The organism is Stenotrophomonas sp. Steno-Z10-BAI (assembly GCF_056393115.1).
This window is the reverse complement of sequence record NZ_JBWJOZ010000001.1, coordinates 215693-235202: the sequence shown is the minus strand read 5'-3', so window position 1 is coordinate 235202 and position 19510 is coordinate 215693. Positions and strand designations below refer to the sequence as shown.

The window sequence follows — 19510 nt, the reverse complement described above, 5'->3', positions numbered from 1 at the left end:
CCTGTTCATGGGGCACCTCCGGTCGCCGCTCGATTGATCTCTTCCACCTGTGCGCGCAGGCGATGGCACGCAGCACGGAGCGCGATCGACATATCTCGGCGGGCGGCGCGACGGTAAAAGTTCAGGCCTACGAAATGCACCGCGCCGCTATGGTCCCGAAGGAACAGGCGGTAGACGACGATTCCGGAAAGCCCCATCGGGAAACGGCCCCAAGAGAACCCGCCAAGCTTATTCGGCGAGCGCCGCGCTACCGAGCGGCTCATGGGTGGCCTCGTTTGGCAGTCGCCTGCGCCAGCCGTTGGCTACCGGAGGCGACGTTGATCTCGCGACGGGTCATCTCTCGGCGTGTTGGGGTATTGCCCAAGACTTCTACCTTGCCGCCGGCGCGCCGGAACGCGGCAAGCTGATCGGCGATTTCGGCGCGATCCCGGTCCTTATGCTGGACCGTGGTGCTGTTGTGGCTGCCCGTGGGCACCGAGCGCATCACACGCGCGGCAGCGGCCCGGGTCGGCTGCACACGTGCATCAGGTGTACGCATCAACCTGTGCATGGTGGGCGTCAGCATCCAGGTCCTGTCACCCCTGTTGATACTGGCCTGCACCTGACCGGTATCGCACATTGCCGCCAGCGAACTGTTGAGCTGCTTGGGCGAGCAGTCAATGCCGGCTGCGAGAAGCTGCTCGGCCGTTGCGCCAGCCGGGCGATCGAGCAGGATTGCTCGGATTGAGGCGGCGCGGCCATGGCGTTGAATCTTGGCGGTCATGCAATTTCCTTGGGGGCCTGGTCGCGCACGCGCACGCCCTGGCGATCAAGCCAGCGGCGCGCCGACTGCAGCGACTTTTGAGAGAGGGCGAATCGGCCGGTACCGATCTGGAGTTCGCGGCCACGGACGGTCGCTGAGCGGCCCGTGGCGGCCGCCACTTCGGCGGGGGCGGCGCTGTGGGGGCTCGCGTAGAGGCCGGCCCACAGCCAGCCCGCGCAGACCATCAGCACCAGGGTGGTGCCATGGCTGCCGGTGGGGAACGAATGCTCAACGGGAAGCGTCGACGCCTTCATGCGGCATCCGCCTGCTCGGCGGAGGCGCGATATGAGGCAGCAAGCACATCCCATTGCGACGCGAATCGCCGGAACGTCCCTGCCTGCTCTTCATGGCCCACCATGGACTCGGCATCGGCTTCCATGCGCAGCGCCGCCGCGTATGCCGCCTTGGCCTCGGCAACCTTGAGGTAGTAGTCGCGGGTCATGGAGCCCCCGCGCTGATGCGTGCCTGCTCCACAAGCGCGGTGGCTTGCGCCATGCCCGACTTGGTCAGCGTGGCCTGGGTTGGAAAACTCGGGTCGTCGTAGTCGATCAATGCGCGCTCGTAGAGCCAGTTGGTGACCCGCCGCGTAAAGACCTTGGCGGGCTGCCTGGTGGAGCAGAAGCCGCCACGGGTGCGCTTCAGCACATGGCCGGCCGCAGCGAAGGCAGTAACGAGCGCGGCGCGCTCCAAGGGTTTGAGTGGTGCAGCCATTGCGGTCTCCAGGTCAGGCGGCGTGCTGTGCAGGCAGGCGCGCCAGCACGGCGGCGCGGGCACGGGCAAGGTGGGAAATAGGGATCAGCTGCGATGCCAGATCCGGATCGGTCCAGCGCAGCTCGGCGATCGCGAGAGAGGGGCTGGGTACGGTTGCTCTCTGGCAGAGGTGGCACTCGAAGTGCACGAGGGCCGGCACAGGTGCGCCGAGCTGGTGGCCTGTCGGCGCACCAGTGGTCGTCACGATTTGCGGGCGGTGCCTTGGGCGGCACAGCGGTACAGAAGGGGGCGCGGGGCGGGCGGTCTGCATGGCATCACCCGCGAACACTGGAGGTCGCCGCCCAGCGCGCTTGGTTGGCGTCGCGGTCGGCGTGGGCCTGGCTGATCTCCACCAGGCGAAGAGGCACGACGATGGCTGCCACAGCGCCGACGACAGCCCACGCGATCCGGTACCGGCGGTTCATGCCCGCACCTCGGTTGCCATGTCGCGCGACTCGGCTTCAACGCGGCGGGCGGCAACGCCCATGCGGCGCGATCGGCGCAGCTGGTTACGGCTGTGCTCGCCAGCGCTGCGGGCTCGCAGAACGTTGGCACGGGTGTGGTCGCGGGCAGCCTGCGCCAGCAGGCACGAGGCGGCCTGGAGCGGCAGCGGAGCCTTGGGCAGGGAGTCGGCAGCGGTGCGGTAGGACATGGCGCTCTCCGTTGGAAAGGAGGGCGCCGGCGGGCCTATTGCCTGGGGAGAGGCATCTGCGGCTCAGCAGGGGAGGGGCTGGGCCGCAGTCGCGACCCGCCGGTCGCCCGTCGGCTGGGGTGCCGACGGTGCGATCCTATACGCAAACGAATTGCCAACGCAATACCTAAACGAATTAATTCGTTTGGCGGGCTGCTGGGGTGTACCTAGCCTCAATGGCCTCAACCTGCTTGCGCTTCGTCTCGGCGCATTGCTGGGTGAAGCTCGCCATCTGGCTGTCCGCGCTTACGCGCTCAGCTGTAATGGACTGCTGCAGCCCCGCGATTTGGTTGCGTATGCCTGCCTCGTAGGTAGCTCCTGCGAGGTTGTTCCGGGCGAGTGCAGCGTCTCGATTGAGCACCTGCACTTGGCGCTCGTAACCTGCGATGCGTTGATCCGAGGGGCCGTAGATCCTGCTCCGTGCGCTGGTCAGGCAGTTGCGCTCTGCGATGCCTGCCTCGGAGATGTCTGTGCTCTTGAACACGGCTTGCTTGTTGGCCGCTTCACCTGATGTTGGGGTGGCTGCTCTGCCGGTGCGCACTTCATGTGGCTTGCTGTCCCTTGCACAAGGGTTCTGGGAGTACACAGTTTCGCCGTTACTGCCTTTGCACTTATAGACCTGGGCTGTCGCAGCAGCGCAGGGGAGCATCAACATGGCTGCAATCGCGAATGACCTCATGATCTGTACTTGTCCTCAGTGTTGTTAGGGCTGACTACAGTCCGCCACGGCCGCTGCGATCGATTACGCGGCCGATCATGTGCAGGCCAGACACTTCATCTGCAGTGAGATATTCATCGGGGTACTGCGTCTTGTCAGGGTTGTCACTGACGATGCGCAAGCGGCCGTCAGCGGTCCTGTACAAGCGCTTGACCTTGATGTCCGGGTAAGGGCCAGGAGTCATGAAGACGTAAACCCGCCCGTCAGCGACCTCCTTATCCCCGGTATTCACAGCGATTCTGTCGCCGTTGAATAGGGTGCGTTCCATGCTATCGCCAAAGACCTTCATCACCTTTACGTCTTCAGGCTTGGCTCGCACCTGGTGGAACCAGCTCAGCTGGTAGGCCATGCGGAAACTGGTTTCCACAAATTCGGGGGCGGGAGAGCCGTGGCCTCCGGACACAACGACATCCACTACCGCCACCAGCACTTCCCTGTCGCCATCTAGTTCGTCTCCATGTTCGAACGCCTTCACGGCATAAGCCGGGATCGTTCCCGGCGTGCCTGTGTGAGAGGCGGGCAGTCCGGTGCGCATCTGCTCAACCGTGACGCCAAAGTAGTCAGCAAGGGGCCTTAGCGTTCCATCACGCGGGTCAGCTACCCGGCCCGACAGGACTCTGTGAATGGTGGGCTGGGGCACGCCAGTCTCCGTAGCCAGGCGGTTCTCGCTCAGGCCACGCAGATCCATCAACTGGCGAAGGTTCGTGGAAATCGTATTCATTCGTGAATTGTCAGCCGCCAGTCGGGGTGTGGCATAGATCGTTTGGGTATTGCAAAGCTATTCGTTTGCGTATAATTTCCATCGCCATGAACCCTCAAACCGCAGTTGTCGCCCTTATCGCCCTTGGCTGGAGCGAGTCCCGCATCGCCAAGGAAGTGGGTACATCGCAGCCCACCGTTCACCGAATCAAGCATGGTCTTCAGCGCCGCGGCGTCTCTTTTGAGACGGCAAAGGCTGTGATCGATCTGGCCGAGGCCGAGAGGTCGGCTGCGGCCAACGGGGTGCGCCCATGCGGCAGTTGATCGAATTCCTGCCCGACCTCGGCAACTCAGAACTGGGGCCGGTGTTGGACCAGTGCCTCATGGGTGAAGGCGAGGGCGGTGGGCTGGTGCTGACGGCTGACAGCTGGCTGGCCCTTCGTGGCCGGCTACAAGTCGCAGCGTCACCGGTTCATTGGTGGGAGGTTCCGACCAATGCCTGATGTCAGCAACGGCAGGTGCGAAGAAGACCGCCGCCACCCCACCCATACCCCGGCTCACGCTGTAGTGGCGAAGGGCGCTGAAGTGCATGCGCTGCTGGAAGGAGAGGATTTCACTCATGGCCTGCATCTTGCGATCGATGCTGCCTGCAGCGGAACGATGAAACGCGCAGCGTTTCAGGGGGCGGCATGACCTGCGCTCGCTCGGATATTCACTGGCGCGATGCGGCATACAACGCGGTGGCGAAAATGCCAGGCAGCGTTAACGCAGCGGCTGCGTACCTGACTAAGCGTCGGGGCGTAAGTATCAAAGGCGAGACCCTGCGCAAGAAGCTGCGCGGCTTGGACGGTGAGTCCATCTCCATGGAAATGCTGGAGATGCTGACGGAATGGATGATGGAACAGACTGCGGGCACGCCGGTGGCAACCGACTGGATCCTGTCACTGGCCGCGCAGTTCAATCTGGCCGTGGATCACGTGCCGGCTGCGCCGGAGGGCGGATGGCCCGATGAGATCGCGGCGATCAGGGACAAGCTGCTACACGTATCCAAGTTCTGCGGGCAACTGTCGGCTGTCGCTTTGGACGTTCTTGCGGACAACCAGGTGACCTTGGCGGAGGCGGACAAGATGCTCGATGCCCTCCAGGCGCTGCGCAGCATGTGCCATCGAATGGAACGCAACCTGCGCCGGGCGTTGAAGAAAGGCCGGCAGCGTGAATGAAGTGGCCATCTACCGACCGCCCCGGGCACGGACAGTGAACGGTCGACGGATCATCAGCGCTTCAGTGCGCGCAGAGATAGAGAACATCGAACGCCTGCTGTCCGGAGCGGAGCCCGGGCCGGTGGGCGATGAGGCATTGGCCGAGCGCGACCGCCTTTGGAGCGCGCAGCAAAACAGGGAAGGGCAGCAGTGCGACTTGCCCTTGGGGAATCCGGAACGCCATGACCATCACTGACCTTGCCCCATCCCCCCGGGGTGGCATCGAAGAGCCGCGCGAGCGGTTCAGTTTCGCTGAACTTTCGAACCTGAACGGGCAACCTGAACGGGCGCCAGTCGATGGGTCCTCCCCGGGTCGGCCCGTTGCGGGTGACCAAGCGCGCACTGGTCGTGTAGTTAGCGGCGCTGGAACTTACTGAATGTCTGCCAATTACGATGATGTGCTGGGCCAGCTGCGCGATGCGGGTCTGATCCTCGACAGCCTGGACACCACCGGCCGCATGATTCGCTGCCGCGTGGAGAACTCGCGCGAGCGCCGCGGCTGGTATGTGCTGCACGAACTGAGCACCGGCAGCGGCGACGTGTTGATCGTCGGCACGTACGGGGTGTGGCACGGCAACGACAATGGCGCGCAGAAGATCGAGTTGCGCAAGCGCGACAGCTCGTTCACCCAAGAACAGCGCGAGGCGCTGAAGCGACGCCTGGCTGACGACCGTAGGCGCGCAGAAGCCGCGCGGCTCGAACAGCACAAGCGTGCTGCGGAGCGAGCAACGGTGGCGTGGAACAGGTCGCTGCCCGAGGGCGAGGCCGATTACCTGGTGGACAAGGCTGTGCAGGCATACGGCCTGCGCTACGGTCGCAGCGGGGTTGCTCTGGTTCCGCTGCTAGATGTCAATGGCGGCGTGCACGGCCTGCAGGTGCTGCGCAGCCCGAAACAGGCCCAGGCTGCCGGAAAACCAGCGAAGGAATTCTGGCCGGCTGGCCTGGCAAAGAAGGGGCACTTCCACCTGATCGGCGGCACGCCTCAGTGGATCCTGCTGGTGGCCGAGGGCTATGCCACTGCCGCCACGCTGCATATGGCAACCGGTTATCCAGTCGCCGTCGCATTCGACGCGGGCAACCTGATGGCCGTCGCCTCGGCGCTGCATAAGCGCTACCGCACGGCCAAGGTATTGATCTGCGGCGACGATGACGTGCTGCAGAAGTGCCGCAAATGCAAGACACGCCTGGTGCTGGCTGAGGTCTCCGATCTCTGTCCGACATGCGGGGAACCGCACCAAGCCACAAACGCTGGGCTTTTGGGAGCGGAGGCCGCGGCGCTGGACGTGAGTGGTGCGATGGTCCTGCCGGTCTTCGCTGACGAAGCTGGTCGTCACGATCGCTTCATTGCCAACGGCAGCAAGGTCAGTGACTTCAACGACCTGCATGTGCTGGAAGGGCTGCACGTCGTGCGAAGCCAGATCGAGGCCCGCATCACGGAGCTTTCGTGGCGGCCACGTAACGAAAATCGCGCGCCTTCCGTCACCACCACCGGGGGCGAGGGGCCGGCACAGCTCAAGCCAATAGATTCTCTTGACGAACTGCTGGAGCGGTTCGCACTCGTGTACGGGCAGGGTGGGACGGTGTTCGACCACAAGGAACACATGCTCGTGGCGTTGGGCGACATGCGGGACGCATGCGTTCGCCGTGAGCTGCACCGGGCGTGGTTAGAGCATCCAACTCGCTCGATCGTGCGTGTGCGCGAGGTCGATTTTGATCCCTCGGGCATGAAGCCTGGCGTGACCTGCAATCTCTTCGCCGGGTGGCCGACCACGCCAAAGCAGGGCGAGTGCAGCAAGTTGCTGCACTTGCTCTGGCACATGTGCGGTAGCGAGTCGAATCAGAAGGTGCTGTACGACTGGGTGCTGAAGTGGCTGGCATATCCGCTCCAGCACCCCGGCGCAAAGATGAAGAGCACCATCGTCATCCACGGCCCGCAGGGCACCGGCAAGAACATGTTCTTCGACGAGTACATGAAACTGTACGGCGACTACGGGCGCGTGCTCGATCAGGCTGCGCTTGAGGACAAGTTCAATGACTGGGCCAGCCGCAAGCTGTTCCTGCTCGCCGACGAAGTGGTGGCGCGCACCGAGGTCTATCACCTCAAGAACAAGCTGAAAGCGCTGATCACTGGCGATCGCATCCGCATCAATCCCAAGAACATTCAGGCGTACGAAGAAGACAACCATGCCAACCTGGTGTTCCTGTCCAACGAAGCAATGCCTGTGGTGCTGGAAGAGGACGACCGTCGACACGCGGTGATCTGGACGCCAGAGAAACTCACGCAGGACTTCTACGTCGAAGTGATGGCGGAGATCCGAAACGGCGGAACGGCAGCGTTGCACGACTATCTGCTACGTCTCGACCTTGGTGACTTCACCAACGGCACCAATCCACCGATGACCGATGCCAAGCGCGAGCTGATCGGGCTCAGCCAGGACAGCCCGCAGCGATTCCTGGACGAACTGTACGGCGATGACATTCCTGGCGTGAAGCCGAGACCCGCGCTCTCGAAAGACTGGTACGAGCTCTACAAGGTCTGGTGCGGGCGCGAGGGTGTCAGGCCAGCGCCGAACCCGAAGTTCGTCAACGCCCTGGTGCGCAAGCGGCAGATCACCCATCCGGATCGGGCAAGGAAACGCTACCTGATCGCGCAGACGGTCCACGGGCCGCATGCCTTCCTGATGCTGGGCTGCCCGACCGCACAGGACGGTCGTACCGAGCAGGTGTTCCTGGGCGATGAGGTGCAGGCCTTCCGCACCGCCTTCAGCGACTACAAGGGGCGCGCATGAACACCGCGCCTTCTGATGTGCGGGACGTGCGGGATGCTGTGCGGGACAGTGTGCGCCTTGTTTCCCTTGTCGCAGTAAGGCTGTGCGGGACGTGCGGGACTGCTCCTTTACGGGGGCGCGTGCGCGCAAGCGGCTCAGCCTTTGTGCAAGACCATGACGCACCCACCCGCGCGTATGGCTGCCCGCACATCCCGCACGTCCCGCACAACGCTTGCGGCGCAACGATCTTGTGGAATATGGCGGGCGCACACCTGCCCGCACGTCCCGCACCCTCGCTCGCGCGCGCGTTTTCTTCTGTCACTGCTTGTCTGAAAGAAATGGAAGAGGGGGTTGTTGGTTATGGCATCTGAGGACGTGAGGGTCTCGGGGAAGGACTTGGCTGCGCTGATCGGCTGCAGGCCGTCCTATGTGGTGGAGCTCAAGCGCAAGGGGCGGCTGGTGCCTGCGGAGGACGGCAAGGGCTACCTTCGGGACGCTTCACTGGCGTTGTACGGTCAAACCCAGGACCCGAGCTACACGGCGGTGGCCGAGCGCCACGCAGCGGCGCGTGGGTCGGCTCTGGTCGCCGCTGGGGTGATGGATGAAGAGGATGGTGACGGGGAAGCTGAGGCCGAGGCGAAGGCGCCCCCGACGAAGGATTCGCTGCGCAAGGCGAAAGCGCTAGCGGACAAAGCAGAGATCGATGCGATGGCTGCGGCGCGTGACTATGAGGTCAGCATGGGCAAGCTGCTCGATGCCGGGCAAGTGGAACATGTGCTGGCCGAAGCTGCCACGGCGATCCGTGTCGAGCTGGAGCGAATGGCCGACACCCTGGCACCGCAGCTGGCCGCGACGACCGACGAATCACGTTGCAGAGAGCTGGTGTGGAACGAGGTCAGTCACGCCCTTGAGGAAATGAGCCGAGGCTTCCGCTCAGCTTCTGCGGCGGTGGTGGAATGACGGAACAGGCCCGCCTGCACACCGTACTGGCACGATCGCTCCAGCCGCGCCGGCCGATGACCGTGTCGCAGTGGAACGATGAGCATATGCGGCTGTCCAGCAAGGGCAGCAGCAAGCCGGGGCGGTGGGTGACCTCTCGCAACCCGCCGCTTCGCGAGCCGATGGACAACATGTCCGCTCGCAGCCCTGTGCACGATCAGGCGTGCATGTTCCCGATTCAGTTTGGCAAGAGCCAGATCGCAACCAACTCGATCGCGTACTGGATGGACTACGCGCCGGCCCCCATCATGTATGCGCTGCCTGGTGAGGCGTCCATGAATAAATGGGTTAACCAGAAGCTCAACCCGATGATCGAGGTCTGCAAGGCTGTCCGGAAAGCGCTGAGTAGCACCGCTAGCCGGGACAGCTCGAACCAGCGCACGTTCAAGGACTTCGCCGGCGGCCAGCTCTACGTTGAGCACATGGGCAGCCCTCAGCGGCTCAAGTCCACCACGGTGAAGAACCTGGTGGTGGATGAGATAGATGAGGCGCCTCAGGTGCTGCTGACCGGCGACGACCCGGTGAAGATGTTGGACGGCCGCACCTCTTCGTTCCCGACGACCTACAAGCGCCTGTACATCAGCACCCCGGGGATTGCTGGGCTGAGCCGCATCGCCAAGCTCTACGAAAGGTCCGATCAGCGCCGGTATCACGTGCCGTGCCCTCACTGTGACCACTACCAGCACCTGCACTGGAGCGGCCTGCACTGGTCACCCGATGCAAAGCACGCGTGGTATGCGTGCAGCGAATGTGGTGCGTGCATCGAAGAGCACCACAAGTCGGACATGATCACCAATGGCCGTTGGGTGCCGGCCAACCCGGATTCTCCAATCCGCGGCTACCACATCAACTGTCTCTACTATCAGTTCGGCCTGGGCCCGCGGTGGGTGGATCTGGTGCGCGAGTGGCTGGATGCGCAGAACGACCCCGCAGCGCTGAAAACCTTCGTCAACGACCGTCTGGCCGAGACGTGGGAAGACCCGAAGATGCGGTCGGTCAAGCACAACGTGATCGCGGACCGTGCCGAACCTTACAAGCTGCGACACGCGCCGCGCGGGGTTCTCGCGATCACCGTCGGAGTGGATACCCAGGACAATCGCCTCGCCGTCCATGTGATCGGCTGGGGCAGGGGGATGACGGCTTGGACACTGGACTACGTCGAACTGCAGGGTGACCCCGCCGAAGAGGCGGTGTGGATCGCGCTAACCGATCTACTCAACCGGCCCATCGAGCGAGAGGATGGTGTCCTGCTGCGGTCGGTTGCCACGGCGATTGACGCCGGCGGCCACCGCACCGAGGCGGTCAAGAACTATGTACGGCAGCGCAAGGTGACGCGCATCATGTGCATCTTCGGCGCTGTGCCGAACAACGCCCCGATCCTGTCCAAGGGGAAGCTGGCGGATGTGACCTGGAACGATAAGACCGACAAGCGCGGCATCATCATCAACCACGTCGGAACCGTCGCAGCGAAGCACTATCTCTACAGCCGCTTGGCTGCCGATGCTGAGCGTCAGGCTGATGCGCGGCTTGTGCGGTTCAGCGATGAGCTGCCGTCCGAGTTCTACCCCGGTCTGGTGTCGGAGGTCTACAACCCGGTCAAGAACAGGTTTGAGAAGCGGGTCGTGAGAAACGAGCCGCTGGACACCTGGGTTTACGCCTACGCTGCGGCCCACCATTCGGAGGTACGTCTGCACCGATACACGAAGGCGGACTGGGATGCCTTGGAGGCGCGCTTGGCTGCGACGGTGGTGGATCCGGGTTCCCGTGAAACACCCGGGGCACCGGCAAAGCCGGCAGTTGCGGATTCCCGTGGAACAACCAAGCCAGCTCGCCGCCGTGGCGGCTGGGCCGAGTCGAACTGAGGTCGAGATGGCAGAAGACATCAAAGCCGATGAACTGCTCGACCAGCTGCGTGAGTCCTACGTGGCCTCTATTCGGGCCGCTGAGCCAAGCATCCCCGCCCACGCGGCGCTCCAGATTGCCGACATGTTGGTGACGGTCCAGCTGGATGTGTTCGCAGGGAAGCGGGTGAGCTATCGGTCCCGGCCGGATGTTAACGGCGCGGCGATCACCGCCGATTGGCATGCCGGGCTGGCGATCGGAGAGATTACGCGGAAGCATGGCGTGAGCAGAACGGCCGCCTACAAGTACCACCCGGGCCGTGCAGTGAGGCGGCTTCGCGACGGCTGAAGAAAGTACGCGATTTACCATGATCGCGCACACCGACATGTATACCTTACCTATCCATGTCGATCACACAGCAACGACTGGACGCCTACCTGGCAGCTGAATCCCGCATTCTGACGGCGGGCTTCAGCGTGCGCTTCGATCAGCGCCAGCGACAGGAGGCTGAACTCGCCGAGATCCGCAAAGCCATCCGCGAGCTGGAGGCCAAGATCGCGGTGGAGCGCGGACGCGGTGGTAGCGGCGGCAGCCTGCGCTACCGGACGGCGGTTTTCAATGGCTAAGCCGAACGCACTGGAGCGCGGCATTGCGGTCTTCGCGCCGCGCTACGCCGCCCGGCGCATGTTCGCGCGCCAGGTGATGGCCGCCTATGAGGGCGGGCGGTCGACAAAGCGTCGCAAGAAAAGCCGCGACAACGGCACCAGCGAGCGCATGGTCGTTCGTGACGCAGCTACCGTCCGGGCGACGGTACGTGATCTCGAGCGCAACTACGACCTGGTCGACGGTGCTCTGAGCACACTGGTTCGCAACATCGTTGGGCCCTCCGGAATCAGCATCGAGCCGACGCCGCGCGACGGCAGGCAAGGGGACAACTACGACAACATCGATGACGACTTCTCGCGCCAACTGCTCAACCTCTGGCGCCAGTGGTGTGTCTCACCAGATGTGACCCGGACCATGAGTTGGGTGCAATGCCAGGAGCTGGCATGCCGCAGCTGGCTCCGCGATGGTGAGCAGTTCACTCAGTTGGTGGAAGGCACGGCCAAGTTCATCACGCACGCAACGGCGGTGCCGCTCTCCATTGAACTGCTGGAGGCCGACGTGGTGCCACTTGAGTACGACGATGCCGAAAAGCGGATCAGCGCCGGCATTCAGCGGAATGAGTGGGGCGCCCCCATCGCCTACATGGTCTACAAGAACCACCCCGGCAACGGTGGCTGGAGCAGCATCGACGCTCTGAAGTCGGTGCCGGCTCAGCGCTTCCTGCATCTGGCGGTTCGCAAGCGTCTTTCCGGTCTGCGCGGTATCAGCCTGTTCGTCAGTGCCATCGACCGCCTGATTGACATCAAGGATTACGAGGAATCCGAGCGCGTCGCTGCCCGAATCGCTGCCCGTATCGCGGCGTACATCAAGCGCGACAAGGACATGCAGGACTTCGCCCCTTTGCAGACCGCAGATGGTCAGCCGCAAAAGCCAGAAGAGCGTGACTTCCTGCTTGAGGCAGGCGCCATCTTCACCGAAACGCTGCCGGGCGAATCGATCGAGATGATCAACCCGAACCGTCCGAACACCGCCCTGGAGCGCTTTCGGATGGCGATGATGCGTGCAGTCTCGCGGGCGATCCAGCTCAGCTACTCCAGTATGTCCGGCGACTACGACGGCACCTACAGCGCCCAGCGGCAGGAGCTGGTGGAGGCGTTCGATGGCTACCGGATGATGACCGGCCAGTTCGTCTCCCGATTCGTTCAGCCGATCTGGGAGCGCTTCGTCCAGATGGCGATTGCCTCCGGCCAGTTGAAGGTGCCGGCCCACATCCGTCCTGAGACCGTGGCCCAAGCGAACTTCCGCGGGCCGAAGATGCCGTGGATTGATCCGGGCCGTGAGGCAGACGGTCTGATGAAGCTCGCCCGCGGCGGTTGGCAGTCGGTCACCCAAGGCATCGCTGAGCGTGGTGGGCGTGTACAGGACACCTTCGAAGAGATCTCGCGCGAACGCAAGCTGGCTGAAGAGCTGGGCTTGGTGTTCGACAGCGACGCTCGCTACACCAGCGGCGCAGGCGTCACCCAGGCACGAACGGGTGATGCGAGCTATCCGGACGCCGACGATGCCGGCCGACGTGAAGAGAACGGCAACCAGCGGCAGCGCGCATCGCGCTCCCGTCCGACCAGCACCGGAGACACCCCCTGATGAATACCTCGCTGCTTACCAGCGCCATCGCCGCGTCCCTGGCATTGTTCTCCACCGTTCCGCAGGCCGGGCCGCGGGACATGCCGGAGCGCCCCAAGATCGAGCCGCTGATGCGGCTTCAGCCCGTCGCCGAGTCTGATGGCGTCTACGAGCTGCTGATCTACGGTGATATCGGCGAGAGCTGGTGGACCGAATCGGTTACCGCACAGTCGGTGGCCCAGCAGCTCAATGACCTGGACAGCACGGTTGCGACGATCAACGTGCGGATCAACAGTTACGGCGGCAGCGTCGCCGATGGCCTGGCGATCTACAACGCGCTGAAGCGCCACAAAGCCGCCAAGGCCGTGACAGTCGACGGCGTTGCTATGTCCAGTGCCTCGCTCATTGCGATGGCCGGCGACACCGTGAGCATGCCGTCCACCTCGATCCTGATGATCCATGCCCCCTGGGGTGGCGTTTATGGCAACGCCAAAGAGCTGCGCCAGTACGCCGACGTGCTGGACACCTTCAGCGCATCGATGGCCGACGCCTACGTGAAGAAGTCCGGCAAGTCGAAAGAGGAAATCCTCGGATTGCTGCAGGACGGCGAAGATCACTACTACACCGGCGAAGAAGCGGTAGCTGCCGGCTTTGCCGACGCTGTCGATTCGGAAGCGGTGGAAGAAGCGGATCCGGATGAGCAGGCACGCGCGTTCGCGGCCTCGCTGGCTCAGCGCGTGACGGCGCGTGGAGCCTCTGCCCGATACGCCAACCTCGCATTCGCCGCTGCGCTGCGTGCGCCGCGAGCATCCGTCATCGTGCCGGCCGCAAGTGCTGCGCAGGCGCCCAACGCCCCCCCGAATCCGCCGGCCGAACCGGCCGCGAACACCCCGCCGGCGGATGCCGGTAATCCCTCCGGAGACAACACCATGCTTACCCCCGAACAGAAGAAGGCACTGGCGGCTCGCCGCGAGGCCATCCGCGCGCAGTTCGCCCCGTTCCAGGCCCGTGGCGATCTTGACCAGACCGCCTTGGGCACCCTGCTGCGTGACTGCGAAGACGACACCGATCTGACTGTGGAAGCCATCGGCACCAAGCTGCTGGCCTTCCTCGGCAACGCGACGCCAGCGACGCCGTCGGCCTCCGGCGCTTCGGCCGCCGCACCGACGGGTCAGCTCACGCAGGACGAAACGAAGAATTACCGCGACGGTGCCATCGCCGCTCTGATGCACCGCTCCAACCCTGCAGCTCACAAGCTGGAGGGGCCGGCCGCCAACTTCCGCGGCATGGACCTGCAGGACATGGCGCGTGACGCACTCGCCCGTGCCGGTCAGAACCCGCAGGGCATGTCCAAGCAGGAGATCGCCGTCAAGGCGCTGCAGTCCACCAGCGACTTCCCGGCAATTCTGGGCAATGTCGTCAGCCGCAGCCTGCGCGCTGGTTATGAGGGCACGCAGCGCACATTCCTGCCGTTCAGCCGCCAGACCACGCTGCCGGACTTCAAGGAGATCACCCGCGTCCAGCTGGGCGGCGCGCCGTCGCTGAAGCGTGTGGTGGAGGGCGGTGAGTACGAGCAGGGCACCATCGGCGAGGGCGCGGAGAAGTACGCGGTCCAGAAGTTCGGCCGCATTGTCGCTCTGACCTGGGAGACCGTAGTCAACGACGACCTGGACGCACTGAGCCGGATTCCGTTTGCCTTCGGTGCCAGCGCCGCGGACCTCGAATCCGATCTGGTCTACGCGATCCTCACCGGCAACCCGAAGATGGCTGACGGCAAGGCGCTGTTCCACGCTGACCACGGCAACCTGGGCACGCCGGCCGCACTGGCCGATGCGCTGGATCCGACCAAGCCCAACCCGCTCTCGGACATGCGCAAGAAGATGACCCTGCAGAAGGGTCTGGACGGCCGCTACATCACTGTCCGGCCGAAGTTCCTGATCGTTCCCCCGGGTCTGGAAGAGGTGGCGCTCAAGGTTACCAACGCCTCGATCATCGCTGGCAAGGGTGCTGACCTGAATGTCACGGGTGTCACGCTGACCCCAATCGTTGAGCCGCGCCTGCATGACGGCAGCGAAATCGCCTGGTACGGCGCCGCGGAGCCGGGGGTGATCGACACCATCGAGTACGCCTACCTCGAAGGTCACGAGGGCGTGTTCACCGAGACCAAGCATGGTTTTGAGGTGGACGGTGTGCAGGTCAAGTGCCGCCACATCTTCGGCGCCAAGGCCATCGACCCGCGCGGCGTCTACAAGAACGCCGGCCAGTAAGCCACAAGGCGCGGACTTCGGTCCGCGTCTTCCCTTGACCACGGAGCACAGTCATGAAAAACGCACACAGCAGCGGTGACACGATCACCATCCCGGCGCCGGCAGACGTGAAGTCGGGTGTCCCCTTCATCTATGGATCGGCCCTGGCCGTCCCGGTGACCGACGCCAAGCTCGGCGAGCTGGTCGCTGTCCAGATCGAGCGTGCCTTCACCTTCCCGAAGCTCGCCACTGCGGTGGTCGCCGGCGGCGCAAAGCTGCATTGGGACGCCTCGGCCGGCGAGTTCATCGTGGCCGGTGCCGCCGCGGGCGACCTGGAGAACTGCGCGATCGCCATCGGCTCGGCCGCAGCCGGCGAAACCACTGTCGTCGCCAAGCTTCTTCCCGGCGTCGGCGCCGTCAAGGCGGCGTAACACTCAGCCCACCACCGCACACAGATGCCCGGGTGGCGTGTGCGGTGGTGGAGCTTCTAGGACTACAGGGGGATCGATGAGCACCACTGATGCAAATGCACAGCTCGACCGGGCCATGAACGGCAAGTTTGCGTCTGTGGCGCTCAAGGTCGCCATCTTCGCGCTGCCCTTCGTGCTGACGGTCGCGGGCAGCGTGGTGAGCTGGATGCTCAACGACATCCGCAGCACCCAGGCAGAGCAGGGCAAGGGTCTCCAGCAGGTAACCGGCGACGTCCAGGTGGTCAACGCGAAGCTGGACAACGGGGTGATCTGGCGGATCGCCGAGCTGGAGCGTCGTCTCAATACCGTGGAACAGGCGCAGAAAACACCATGAATCGCATTCTCTCCTTCTTCAGCCGCTGGCAGGAGTTCATCGTCTGGCTGCCGGTCCTGATTTTCCTGGCGCTGCTCGGCTGGATTCTGCTGGGCGCGCTCGACCGCACCATTGGCGGCGACGTGTTGGCGCAGCTGTTGCAGCTGCCGATCTCCGCTGCCTACCTTGCGACCGCCTGCGCGGCTGCCTGGCTGTTCAAGCGCACGTATCTGTTCGACCTCAACGACAAGGAAGAGCAGCGCCTTCACGATGCGGCCTGCCGCGGCGATGCTTCGGCGTGGCGAGTGCTACTGCTGGATCGCGCTGAATGGCTGTGTCTGGTCGGTCTGTTCGTTGCCTTCTTCTGGATCGCCCGATGATCGCCTGCCGCGTTCTCTCTGCCCTGCTGGTCGCCGCGCTCACCGCTTGCGGCCAGGGCCCGGTGGCAGCGTCCGTGCCGGCCGCTGCTGACGCGCCGGCAGCAGCCGTCGCTGAGGCGCGCTCAGAGGTGGCCGACGCTGCTGCCCCGGTGGTTGAATCAGCCCAAGAGTCGGCCGCAGGTGCAGTGATGCCGGTGGTCGTTGCGCTGCAGGAAGCCGTGCAGCAGGTCCTGCCACCGGCGGCCAACGTCCCCCGGCTGTCGGTCATCTCGCCAGCTGCTGTTGCGCTGATTGTCCGTTGGGAGGTTGGCAGCCAGGCGCTGTACACGCGGCGCTATGAGGCGCCCATCTGGCCGGGTGGCGCATCAGGCGTCACGTGGGGCATCGGCTACGACGGCGGCCACCAGACCCGCCAGCAGATCGGCTTGGACTGGTCCGCCCTGGCCGCGGCCTCCCGCCTCCAAGCGACCGCTGGGATCACCGGGCCTGCCGCGCAACCCGTCGTGCGGGATCTACGCGACGTGCGCGTTCCGTTCGGGCTGGCGAGTGACGTGTTCGGCGTGGCCTCGCTTCCGCGCTATCACGCCAGTGCGCGCCGAGCATTCGGTGCTGACGGGTTCGATGCTCTTCCCGCAGACGCCCGCGGTGCACTGGTCTCCGTGGTCTACAACCGCGGTGCCTCGATGACCGGTCCGGCGCGCACGGAGATGCGTGCAATCCGCGACGTGTGCTTGCCCGGCGCGGACGTGCATTGCGTCGCGGGCCAGATTCGCCAGATGTGCCGGTTGTGGCGTGGCACCAATCTGGAGGCGGGTCTCTGCGGTCGCCGCGAGGACGAAGCCGGCCTGACGGAGCGTGCGCGATGAAGCTGCCCTCCGTGGTCACGATGAAGCCGCTTCTGTGGGTGATCGGGGTTCTCGCCCTGGTTGTGATCGCTCTGTCGGTCTGCCTCGTGGTTGTGCGGGCCAATGCTCGTGCTGCCGCTGCCTCCTATGAAGCTGCGGCGACTGCCTGTGCCTCGCATAAGGACGGCGCCAACACGCGGGTTGCGGAACTGGCTGCGGCCAACGCCGGCTACGGCCGCACCGTTGGCGTCCTCCAGGCCGAGCTGGCGTTGGCGCAGAACCAGGCGGCCACGCTCAAGCGGCAGAGCGACAGCGCGGTAGCCGCAGCCGAGGCCCGCGAGGCGGATGCCAACCAGACGTTGAAGCAGTTCATGAATCGCTATGCCGGCCAAGCGCGTGAGACGCGCTGTGCGCTGGCCCTGACCGAGGTGGAAGCATCATGCCCAGCATTCTCCGGTTACTGACCGTCGCGGCGCTCGCCGCCGTGCTTGCTGCCTGTGGGCAGACCAGGCCTGATGCAGGCCCGGCCCAGTGTGCAGTGACCCCTGAGGCTGTCGTGGTGGAGCGGCGCGTATACGTGACGATCCCGGCCGCGCTCACTCGCACCGAGGCCATTCCCGAAGGTCCCATCGCGCAGTGCTTCGACGTTGCCGCACAGCGCCGGGCCGTCATTGAACGCCTCAATGGTCGTGCCGACCAGGTCCGCGCCATCCAAGGCGCCGAGGTGAAGCCGTGAGCGCGCTGCTGGCATTCGCGGTCGTGGTGCTGTGCCTCGTGCTGGCGCTGTGCGTCACCAGTCGTCGTGAGGATCGCCGGTAATGGGTCAGCGCGCATTCCTCGCCGAGATGGATGCAGGGCTTCATGCCAGCTTTGCGGCGGCCGGCATGGCCGACATGGGTGAGTACACGCCCCCGGGTGCCAATGGAGCGATGCCGTGCCACGTGTATGTCGATCGCAACATCGAAACGATCGGCGGCCTGCAGCAATTCCAGGCTGGCCGCGTGGAGATCGCCTACGTTCGCTCCGAGGGGTTCAATCCTGTGCAGAAGGGGCAAGTGCTGGTTGACGGTGAGCGCTACATCAACTCAAAGCTGATTTCCGATGACGGCTCGCTGAGCCGCTGGCTGGTGGCGCGTGTCTGATGACGACCTGAAGGAGCCGGTGAGTTGGCAGCTGGTGGAGTTTCTGGCGGAGCGGGTGAGGTTGATTAAGAAGGAGTCGGGATTCTTCACCGATATCGGGGCTGGACTGCTTTTGCTTGACGATGAGGACAGCCCGGCCAACCTGACTGTTCCTGCCACCGCCATCGTGGTGGACCGCATCACCGGGACGACCGGTAGCCGCGCTCAGACCAGCTCAGACGTTGCTGTGACTATCGAGTTCAGCGTGCCGCGATTCCAGGGCGAGGACCGACCTAATCGATTGGTTCATCGCGCTCGGCATGACCTGCTCGCCGCTCTCAAGTTCGATGTGCGAGAGCTGCCGTTTGGGCTCACGAAGTTCGAAGTCATCGACTCGCAACTGGCTGCCGTCGCCGATGACGACGGTCATTCAAGTGTTGTCGCTCAGATCACCGCGCGGGCCGGTCTGACCGAGAGTTTCCAGCCCGTGTCCATTTCCCAGGAGAAACCCTAATGGCCCAACAGCCCAAGGTTCGTAAGTTTGCCGGCGATCTGCGCTTCTTCGAGTACGGCGCCGGTGCCAACCTCGTCCCCGTCATTCCGGACTCGGATGACAAATTCGGCAACAAGCCGCTCGAACAGAGCTCGCTGACGTTCAGCTATGAAGCTGGCGACACGACCGAGGTAAAGAGCAAGCGGCGCGATGATCGCTACGGCCAGATCATCCACACCGATGCCAACCCCGGCACCACCGGAATCAGTGTGACGGCATTGGAAGTGCCGCCGGCGATCCTGGCGCGCATGCTCTACGGCATCGCTGTGTCGTCGTCGGTTCAGGCCGGCGAGGTTGAGGATCGGCCGCTCGCGGTCTACAGCAAGGACGTGCCCGTTGATCTCGGCCACCGTTTCGTACTGGCGTCGCCGGTGCCTGTCGTCAAGAAGGGCTCCACGACTCTTGTGGCTGGCACCGACTACGACATCGACAATCGGCAGGGGCTGTTCATCCCCTTGGCCGGCGGCAGCATTGCCCACGGTGACGCACTTACCGTCTCGTACAGCTTTGACGGCTATCTGGAAACGGCCATCAATGGTGGTGCGGTGCCCAACAAGTCCTTCATGATCCTGGGCAACCTGCAGGACCGGATCAGTGGGGAGGACGGCCTGCTTCGCATTCCGCAGGTCGATCTGACCGTGGATGGCGACGTGGACTGGTTCAGCGACGAACCGATCCAGGTGACCTTGACTGGCTCGGTCATCTTCCGCTCGGAAGAGACCGCGCTGTACACCTTCAAGGTGTACGAGCAGAAGGCGGACTGATGCAGGAGCAGGCCCGCCACGGTCTGCACGGGATGGCGCCCCTCGGGGCGCCATCCACTCT

29 protein-coding genes are annotated in these 19510 nt (G+C 64.2%); 20 read left to right on the top strand and 9 right to left on the bottom strand.

Translation table 11 applies throughout. The annotated features are described in order from the left end of the window. Positions 1 to 5: 5 nt before the first annotated feature. The 9 genes from AC06E9_RS01220 to AC06E9_RS01180 form a co-directional block, all read right to left on the bottom strand. The gene (locus AC06E9_RS01220) at positions 6 to 263 is read right to left on the bottom strand and encodes a hypothetical protein (protein ID WP_478055336.1); all 258 of its coding nucleotides are present in this window, start codon (positions 261 to 263) and stop codon (positions 6 to 8) included. After that, a complete protein-coding gene (locus AC06E9_RS01215; RefSeq protein WP_478055334.1) occupies positions 260 to 763 on the bottom strand; it encodes a hypothetical protein in 504 nt (167 codons plus the stop codon). The genes AC06E9_RS01220 and AC06E9_RS01215 overlap by 4 nt, the downstream gene beginning before the upstream one ends. Beyond that, complete coding sequence (locus tag AC06E9_RS01210; protein ID WP_478055332.1) at positions 760 to 1056, bottom strand: hypothetical protein; 297 nt, start codon at positions 1054 to 1056, stop codon at positions 760 to 762. The genes AC06E9_RS01215 and AC06E9_RS01210 overlap by 4 nt, the downstream gene beginning before the upstream one ends. Then, a complete protein-coding gene (locus AC06E9_RS01205; RefSeq protein ID WP_478055331.1) occupies positions 1053 to 1244 on the bottom strand; it encodes a hypothetical protein in 192 nt (63 codons plus the stop codon). The genes AC06E9_RS01210 and AC06E9_RS01205 overlap by 4 nt, the downstream gene beginning before the upstream one ends. After that, positions 1241 to 1513, bottom strand: a complete 273-nt coding sequence (locus AC06E9_RS01200) for a hypothetical protein (RefSeq protein ID WP_478055330.1) — start codon at positions 1511 to 1513, stop codon at positions 1241 to 1243. The genes AC06E9_RS01205 and AC06E9_RS01200 overlap by 4 nt, the downstream gene beginning before the upstream one ends. Before the next feature lie 314 nt (positions 1514 to 1827). After that, positions 1828 to 1977: a hypothetical protein gene (locus tag AC06E9_RS01195; protein ID WP_179458376.1), complete on the bottom strand. Its 150-nt coding sequence runs from the start codon at positions 1975 to 1977 to the stop codon at positions 1828 to 1830. After that, positions 1974 to 2204, bottom strand: a complete 231-nt coding sequence (locus AC06E9_RS01190; protein ID WP_478055329.1) for a hypothetical protein — start codon at positions 2202 to 2204, stop codon at positions 1974 to 1976. The genes AC06E9_RS01195 and AC06E9_RS01190 overlap by 4 nt, the downstream gene beginning before the upstream one ends. A 175-nt stretch (positions 2205 to 2379) precedes the next feature. Beyond that, complete coding sequence (locus tag AC06E9_RS01185; RefSeq protein ID WP_478055327.1) at positions 2380 to 2898, bottom strand: DUF4124 domain-containing protein; 519 nt, start codon at positions 2896 to 2898, stop codon at positions 2380 to 2382. A gap of 58 nt (positions 2899 to 2956) precedes the next feature. Continuing rightward, positions 2957 to 3682, bottom strand: a complete 726-nt coding sequence (locus tag AC06E9_RS01180; RefSeq protein WP_478055325.1) for a LexA family transcriptional regulator — start codon at positions 3680 to 3682, stop codon at positions 2957 to 2959. Between the two features lie 86 nt (positions 3683 to 3768). On the opposite strand from AC06E9_RS01180, the gene AC06E9_RS01175 reads away from it, so the two are divergent. The 20 genes from AC06E9_RS01175 to AC06E9_RS01080 all read left to right on the top strand — a co-directional run bounded on the left by AC06E9_RS01175 (position 3769) and on the right by AC06E9_RS01080 (position 19449). Continuing rightward, positions 3769 to 3984, top strand: coding sequence for a helix-turn-helix domain-containing protein (locus tag AC06E9_RS01175; RefSeq protein WP_421099113.1), 216 nt, complete (start codon positions 3769 to 3771; stop codon positions 3982 to 3984). Further along, positions 3972 to 4163: a hypothetical protein gene (locus tag AC06E9_RS01170; RefSeq protein WP_421099114.1), complete on the top strand. Its 192-nt coding sequence runs from the start codon at positions 3972 to 3974 to the stop codon at positions 4161 to 4163. The genes AC06E9_RS01175 and AC06E9_RS01170 overlap by 13 nt, the downstream gene beginning before the upstream one ends. Beyond that, the gene (locus AC06E9_RS01165) at positions 4156 to 4353 is read left to right on the top strand and encodes a hypothetical protein (protein ID WP_478055323.1); all 198 of its coding nucleotides are present in this window, start codon (positions 4156 to 4158) and stop codon (positions 4351 to 4353) included. The genes AC06E9_RS01170 and AC06E9_RS01165 overlap by 8 nt, the downstream gene beginning before the upstream one ends. Then, entirely contained in the window at positions 4350 to 4880 is a 531-nt protein-coding gene (locus AC06E9_RS01160) for a hypothetical protein (RefSeq protein ID WP_478055322.1), read from the top strand. Before AC06E9_RS01165 ends, AC06E9_RS01160 begins: the two co-directional genes overlap by 4 nt. Before the next feature lie 416 nt (positions 4881 to 5296). After that, the gene (locus AC06E9_RS01155; RefSeq protein ID WP_478055321.1) at positions 5297 to 7708 is read left to right on the top strand and encodes a DUF5906 domain-containing protein; all 2412 of its coding nucleotides are present in this window, start codon (positions 5297 to 5299) and stop codon (positions 7706 to 7708) included. Between the two features lie 375 nt (positions 7709 to 8083). Continuing rightward, positions 8084 to 8647, top strand: coding sequence for a hypothetical protein (locus AC06E9_RS01150; RefSeq protein WP_478055320.1), 564 nt, complete (start codon positions 8084 to 8086; stop codon positions 8645 to 8647). After that, a complete protein-coding gene (locus tag AC06E9_RS01145; RefSeq protein ID WP_478055319.1) occupies positions 8644 to 10548 on the top strand; it encodes a phage terminase large subunit family protein in 1905 nt (634 codons plus the stop codon). The genes AC06E9_RS01150 and AC06E9_RS01145 overlap by 4 nt, the downstream gene beginning before the upstream one ends. 7 nt (positions 10549 to 10555) lie before the next feature. Continuing rightward, positions 10556 to 10876: a hypothetical protein gene (locus AC06E9_RS01140; protein WP_478055318.1), complete on the top strand. Its 321-nt coding sequence runs from the start codon at positions 10556 to 10558 to the stop codon at positions 10874 to 10876. Positions 10877 to 10932: 56 nt separating this feature from the next. Beyond that, complete coding sequence (locus tag AC06E9_RS01135) at positions 10933 to 11154, top strand: hypothetical protein (protein WP_478055317.1); 222 nt, start codon at positions 10933 to 10935, stop codon at positions 11152 to 11154. After that, entirely contained in the window at positions 11147 to 12778 is a 1632-nt protein-coding gene (locus AC06E9_RS01130) for a phage portal protein (protein ID WP_478055316.1), read from the top strand. The genes AC06E9_RS01135 and AC06E9_RS01130 overlap by 8 nt, the downstream gene beginning before the upstream one ends. Further along, the gene (locus tag AC06E9_RS01125) at positions 12778 to 15024 is read left to right on the top strand and encodes a ClpP-like prohead protease/major capsid protein fusion protein (RefSeq protein ID WP_478055315.1); all 2247 of its coding nucleotides are present in this window, start codon (positions 12778 to 12780) and stop codon (positions 15022 to 15024) included. The genes AC06E9_RS01130 and AC06E9_RS01125 overlap by 1 nt, the downstream gene beginning before the upstream one ends. Positions 15025 to 15077: 53 nt before the next feature. Then, positions 15078 to 15434, top strand: coding sequence for a DUF2190 family protein (locus tag AC06E9_RS01120; RefSeq protein WP_478055314.1), 357 nt, complete (start codon positions 15078 to 15080; stop codon positions 15432 to 15434). 115 nt (positions 15435 to 15549) lie between these two features. Further along, complete coding sequence (locus AC06E9_RS01115) at positions 15550 to 15807, top strand: hypothetical protein (RefSeq protein ID WP_478055313.1); 258 nt, start codon at positions 15550 to 15552, stop codon at positions 15805 to 15807. After that, positions 15804 to 16166 (top strand): hypothetical protein, encoded by a 363-nt coding sequence (locus tag AC06E9_RS01110; protein ID WP_353085482.1) that lies wholly within the window; start codon positions 15804 to 15806, stop codon positions 16164 to 16166. The genes AC06E9_RS01115 and AC06E9_RS01110 overlap by 4 nt, the downstream gene beginning before the upstream one ends. After that, positions 16163 to 17032, top strand: a complete 870-nt coding sequence (locus tag AC06E9_RS01105; protein WP_478055312.1) for a lysozyme family protein — start codon at positions 16163 to 16165, stop codon at positions 17030 to 17032. The genes AC06E9_RS01110 and AC06E9_RS01105 overlap by 4 nt, the downstream gene beginning before the upstream one ends. Then, positions 17029 to 17475 carry a hypothetical protein gene (locus AC06E9_RS01100; RefSeq protein ID WP_478055311.1) on the top strand — a complete coding sequence of 149 codons (447 nt, stop codon included), beginning with the start codon at positions 17029 to 17031 and terminating at the stop codon, positions 17473 to 17475. The genes AC06E9_RS01105 and AC06E9_RS01100 overlap by 4 nt, the downstream gene beginning before the upstream one ends. Next, a complete protein-coding gene (locus AC06E9_RS01095; protein ID WP_478055309.1) occupies positions 17451 to 17747 on the top strand; it encodes a hypothetical protein in 297 nt (98 codons plus the stop codon). Before AC06E9_RS01100 ends, AC06E9_RS01095 begins: the two co-directional genes overlap by 25 nt. Positions 17748 to 17829: 82 nt before the next feature. Then, entirely contained in the window at positions 17830 to 18153 is a 324-nt protein-coding gene (locus AC06E9_RS01090; protein ID WP_478055307.1) for a head-tail joining protein, read from the top strand. After that, on the top strand, positions 18146 to 18646 hold the full coding sequence (locus AC06E9_RS01085) for a hypothetical protein (RefSeq protein WP_478055305.1): 501 nt from the start codon (positions 18146 to 18148) through the stop codon (positions 18644 to 18646). The genes AC06E9_RS01090 and AC06E9_RS01085 overlap by 8 nt, the downstream gene beginning before the upstream one ends. Further along, positions 18646 to 19449 (top strand): phage tail tube protein, encoded by an 804-nt coding sequence (locus AC06E9_RS01080; protein WP_478055303.1) that lies wholly within the window; start codon positions 18646 to 18648, stop codon positions 19447 to 19449. The genes AC06E9_RS01085 and AC06E9_RS01080 overlap by 1 nt, the downstream gene beginning before the upstream one ends. The last annotated feature ends 61 nt before the right edge of the window (positions 19450 to 19510 follow it).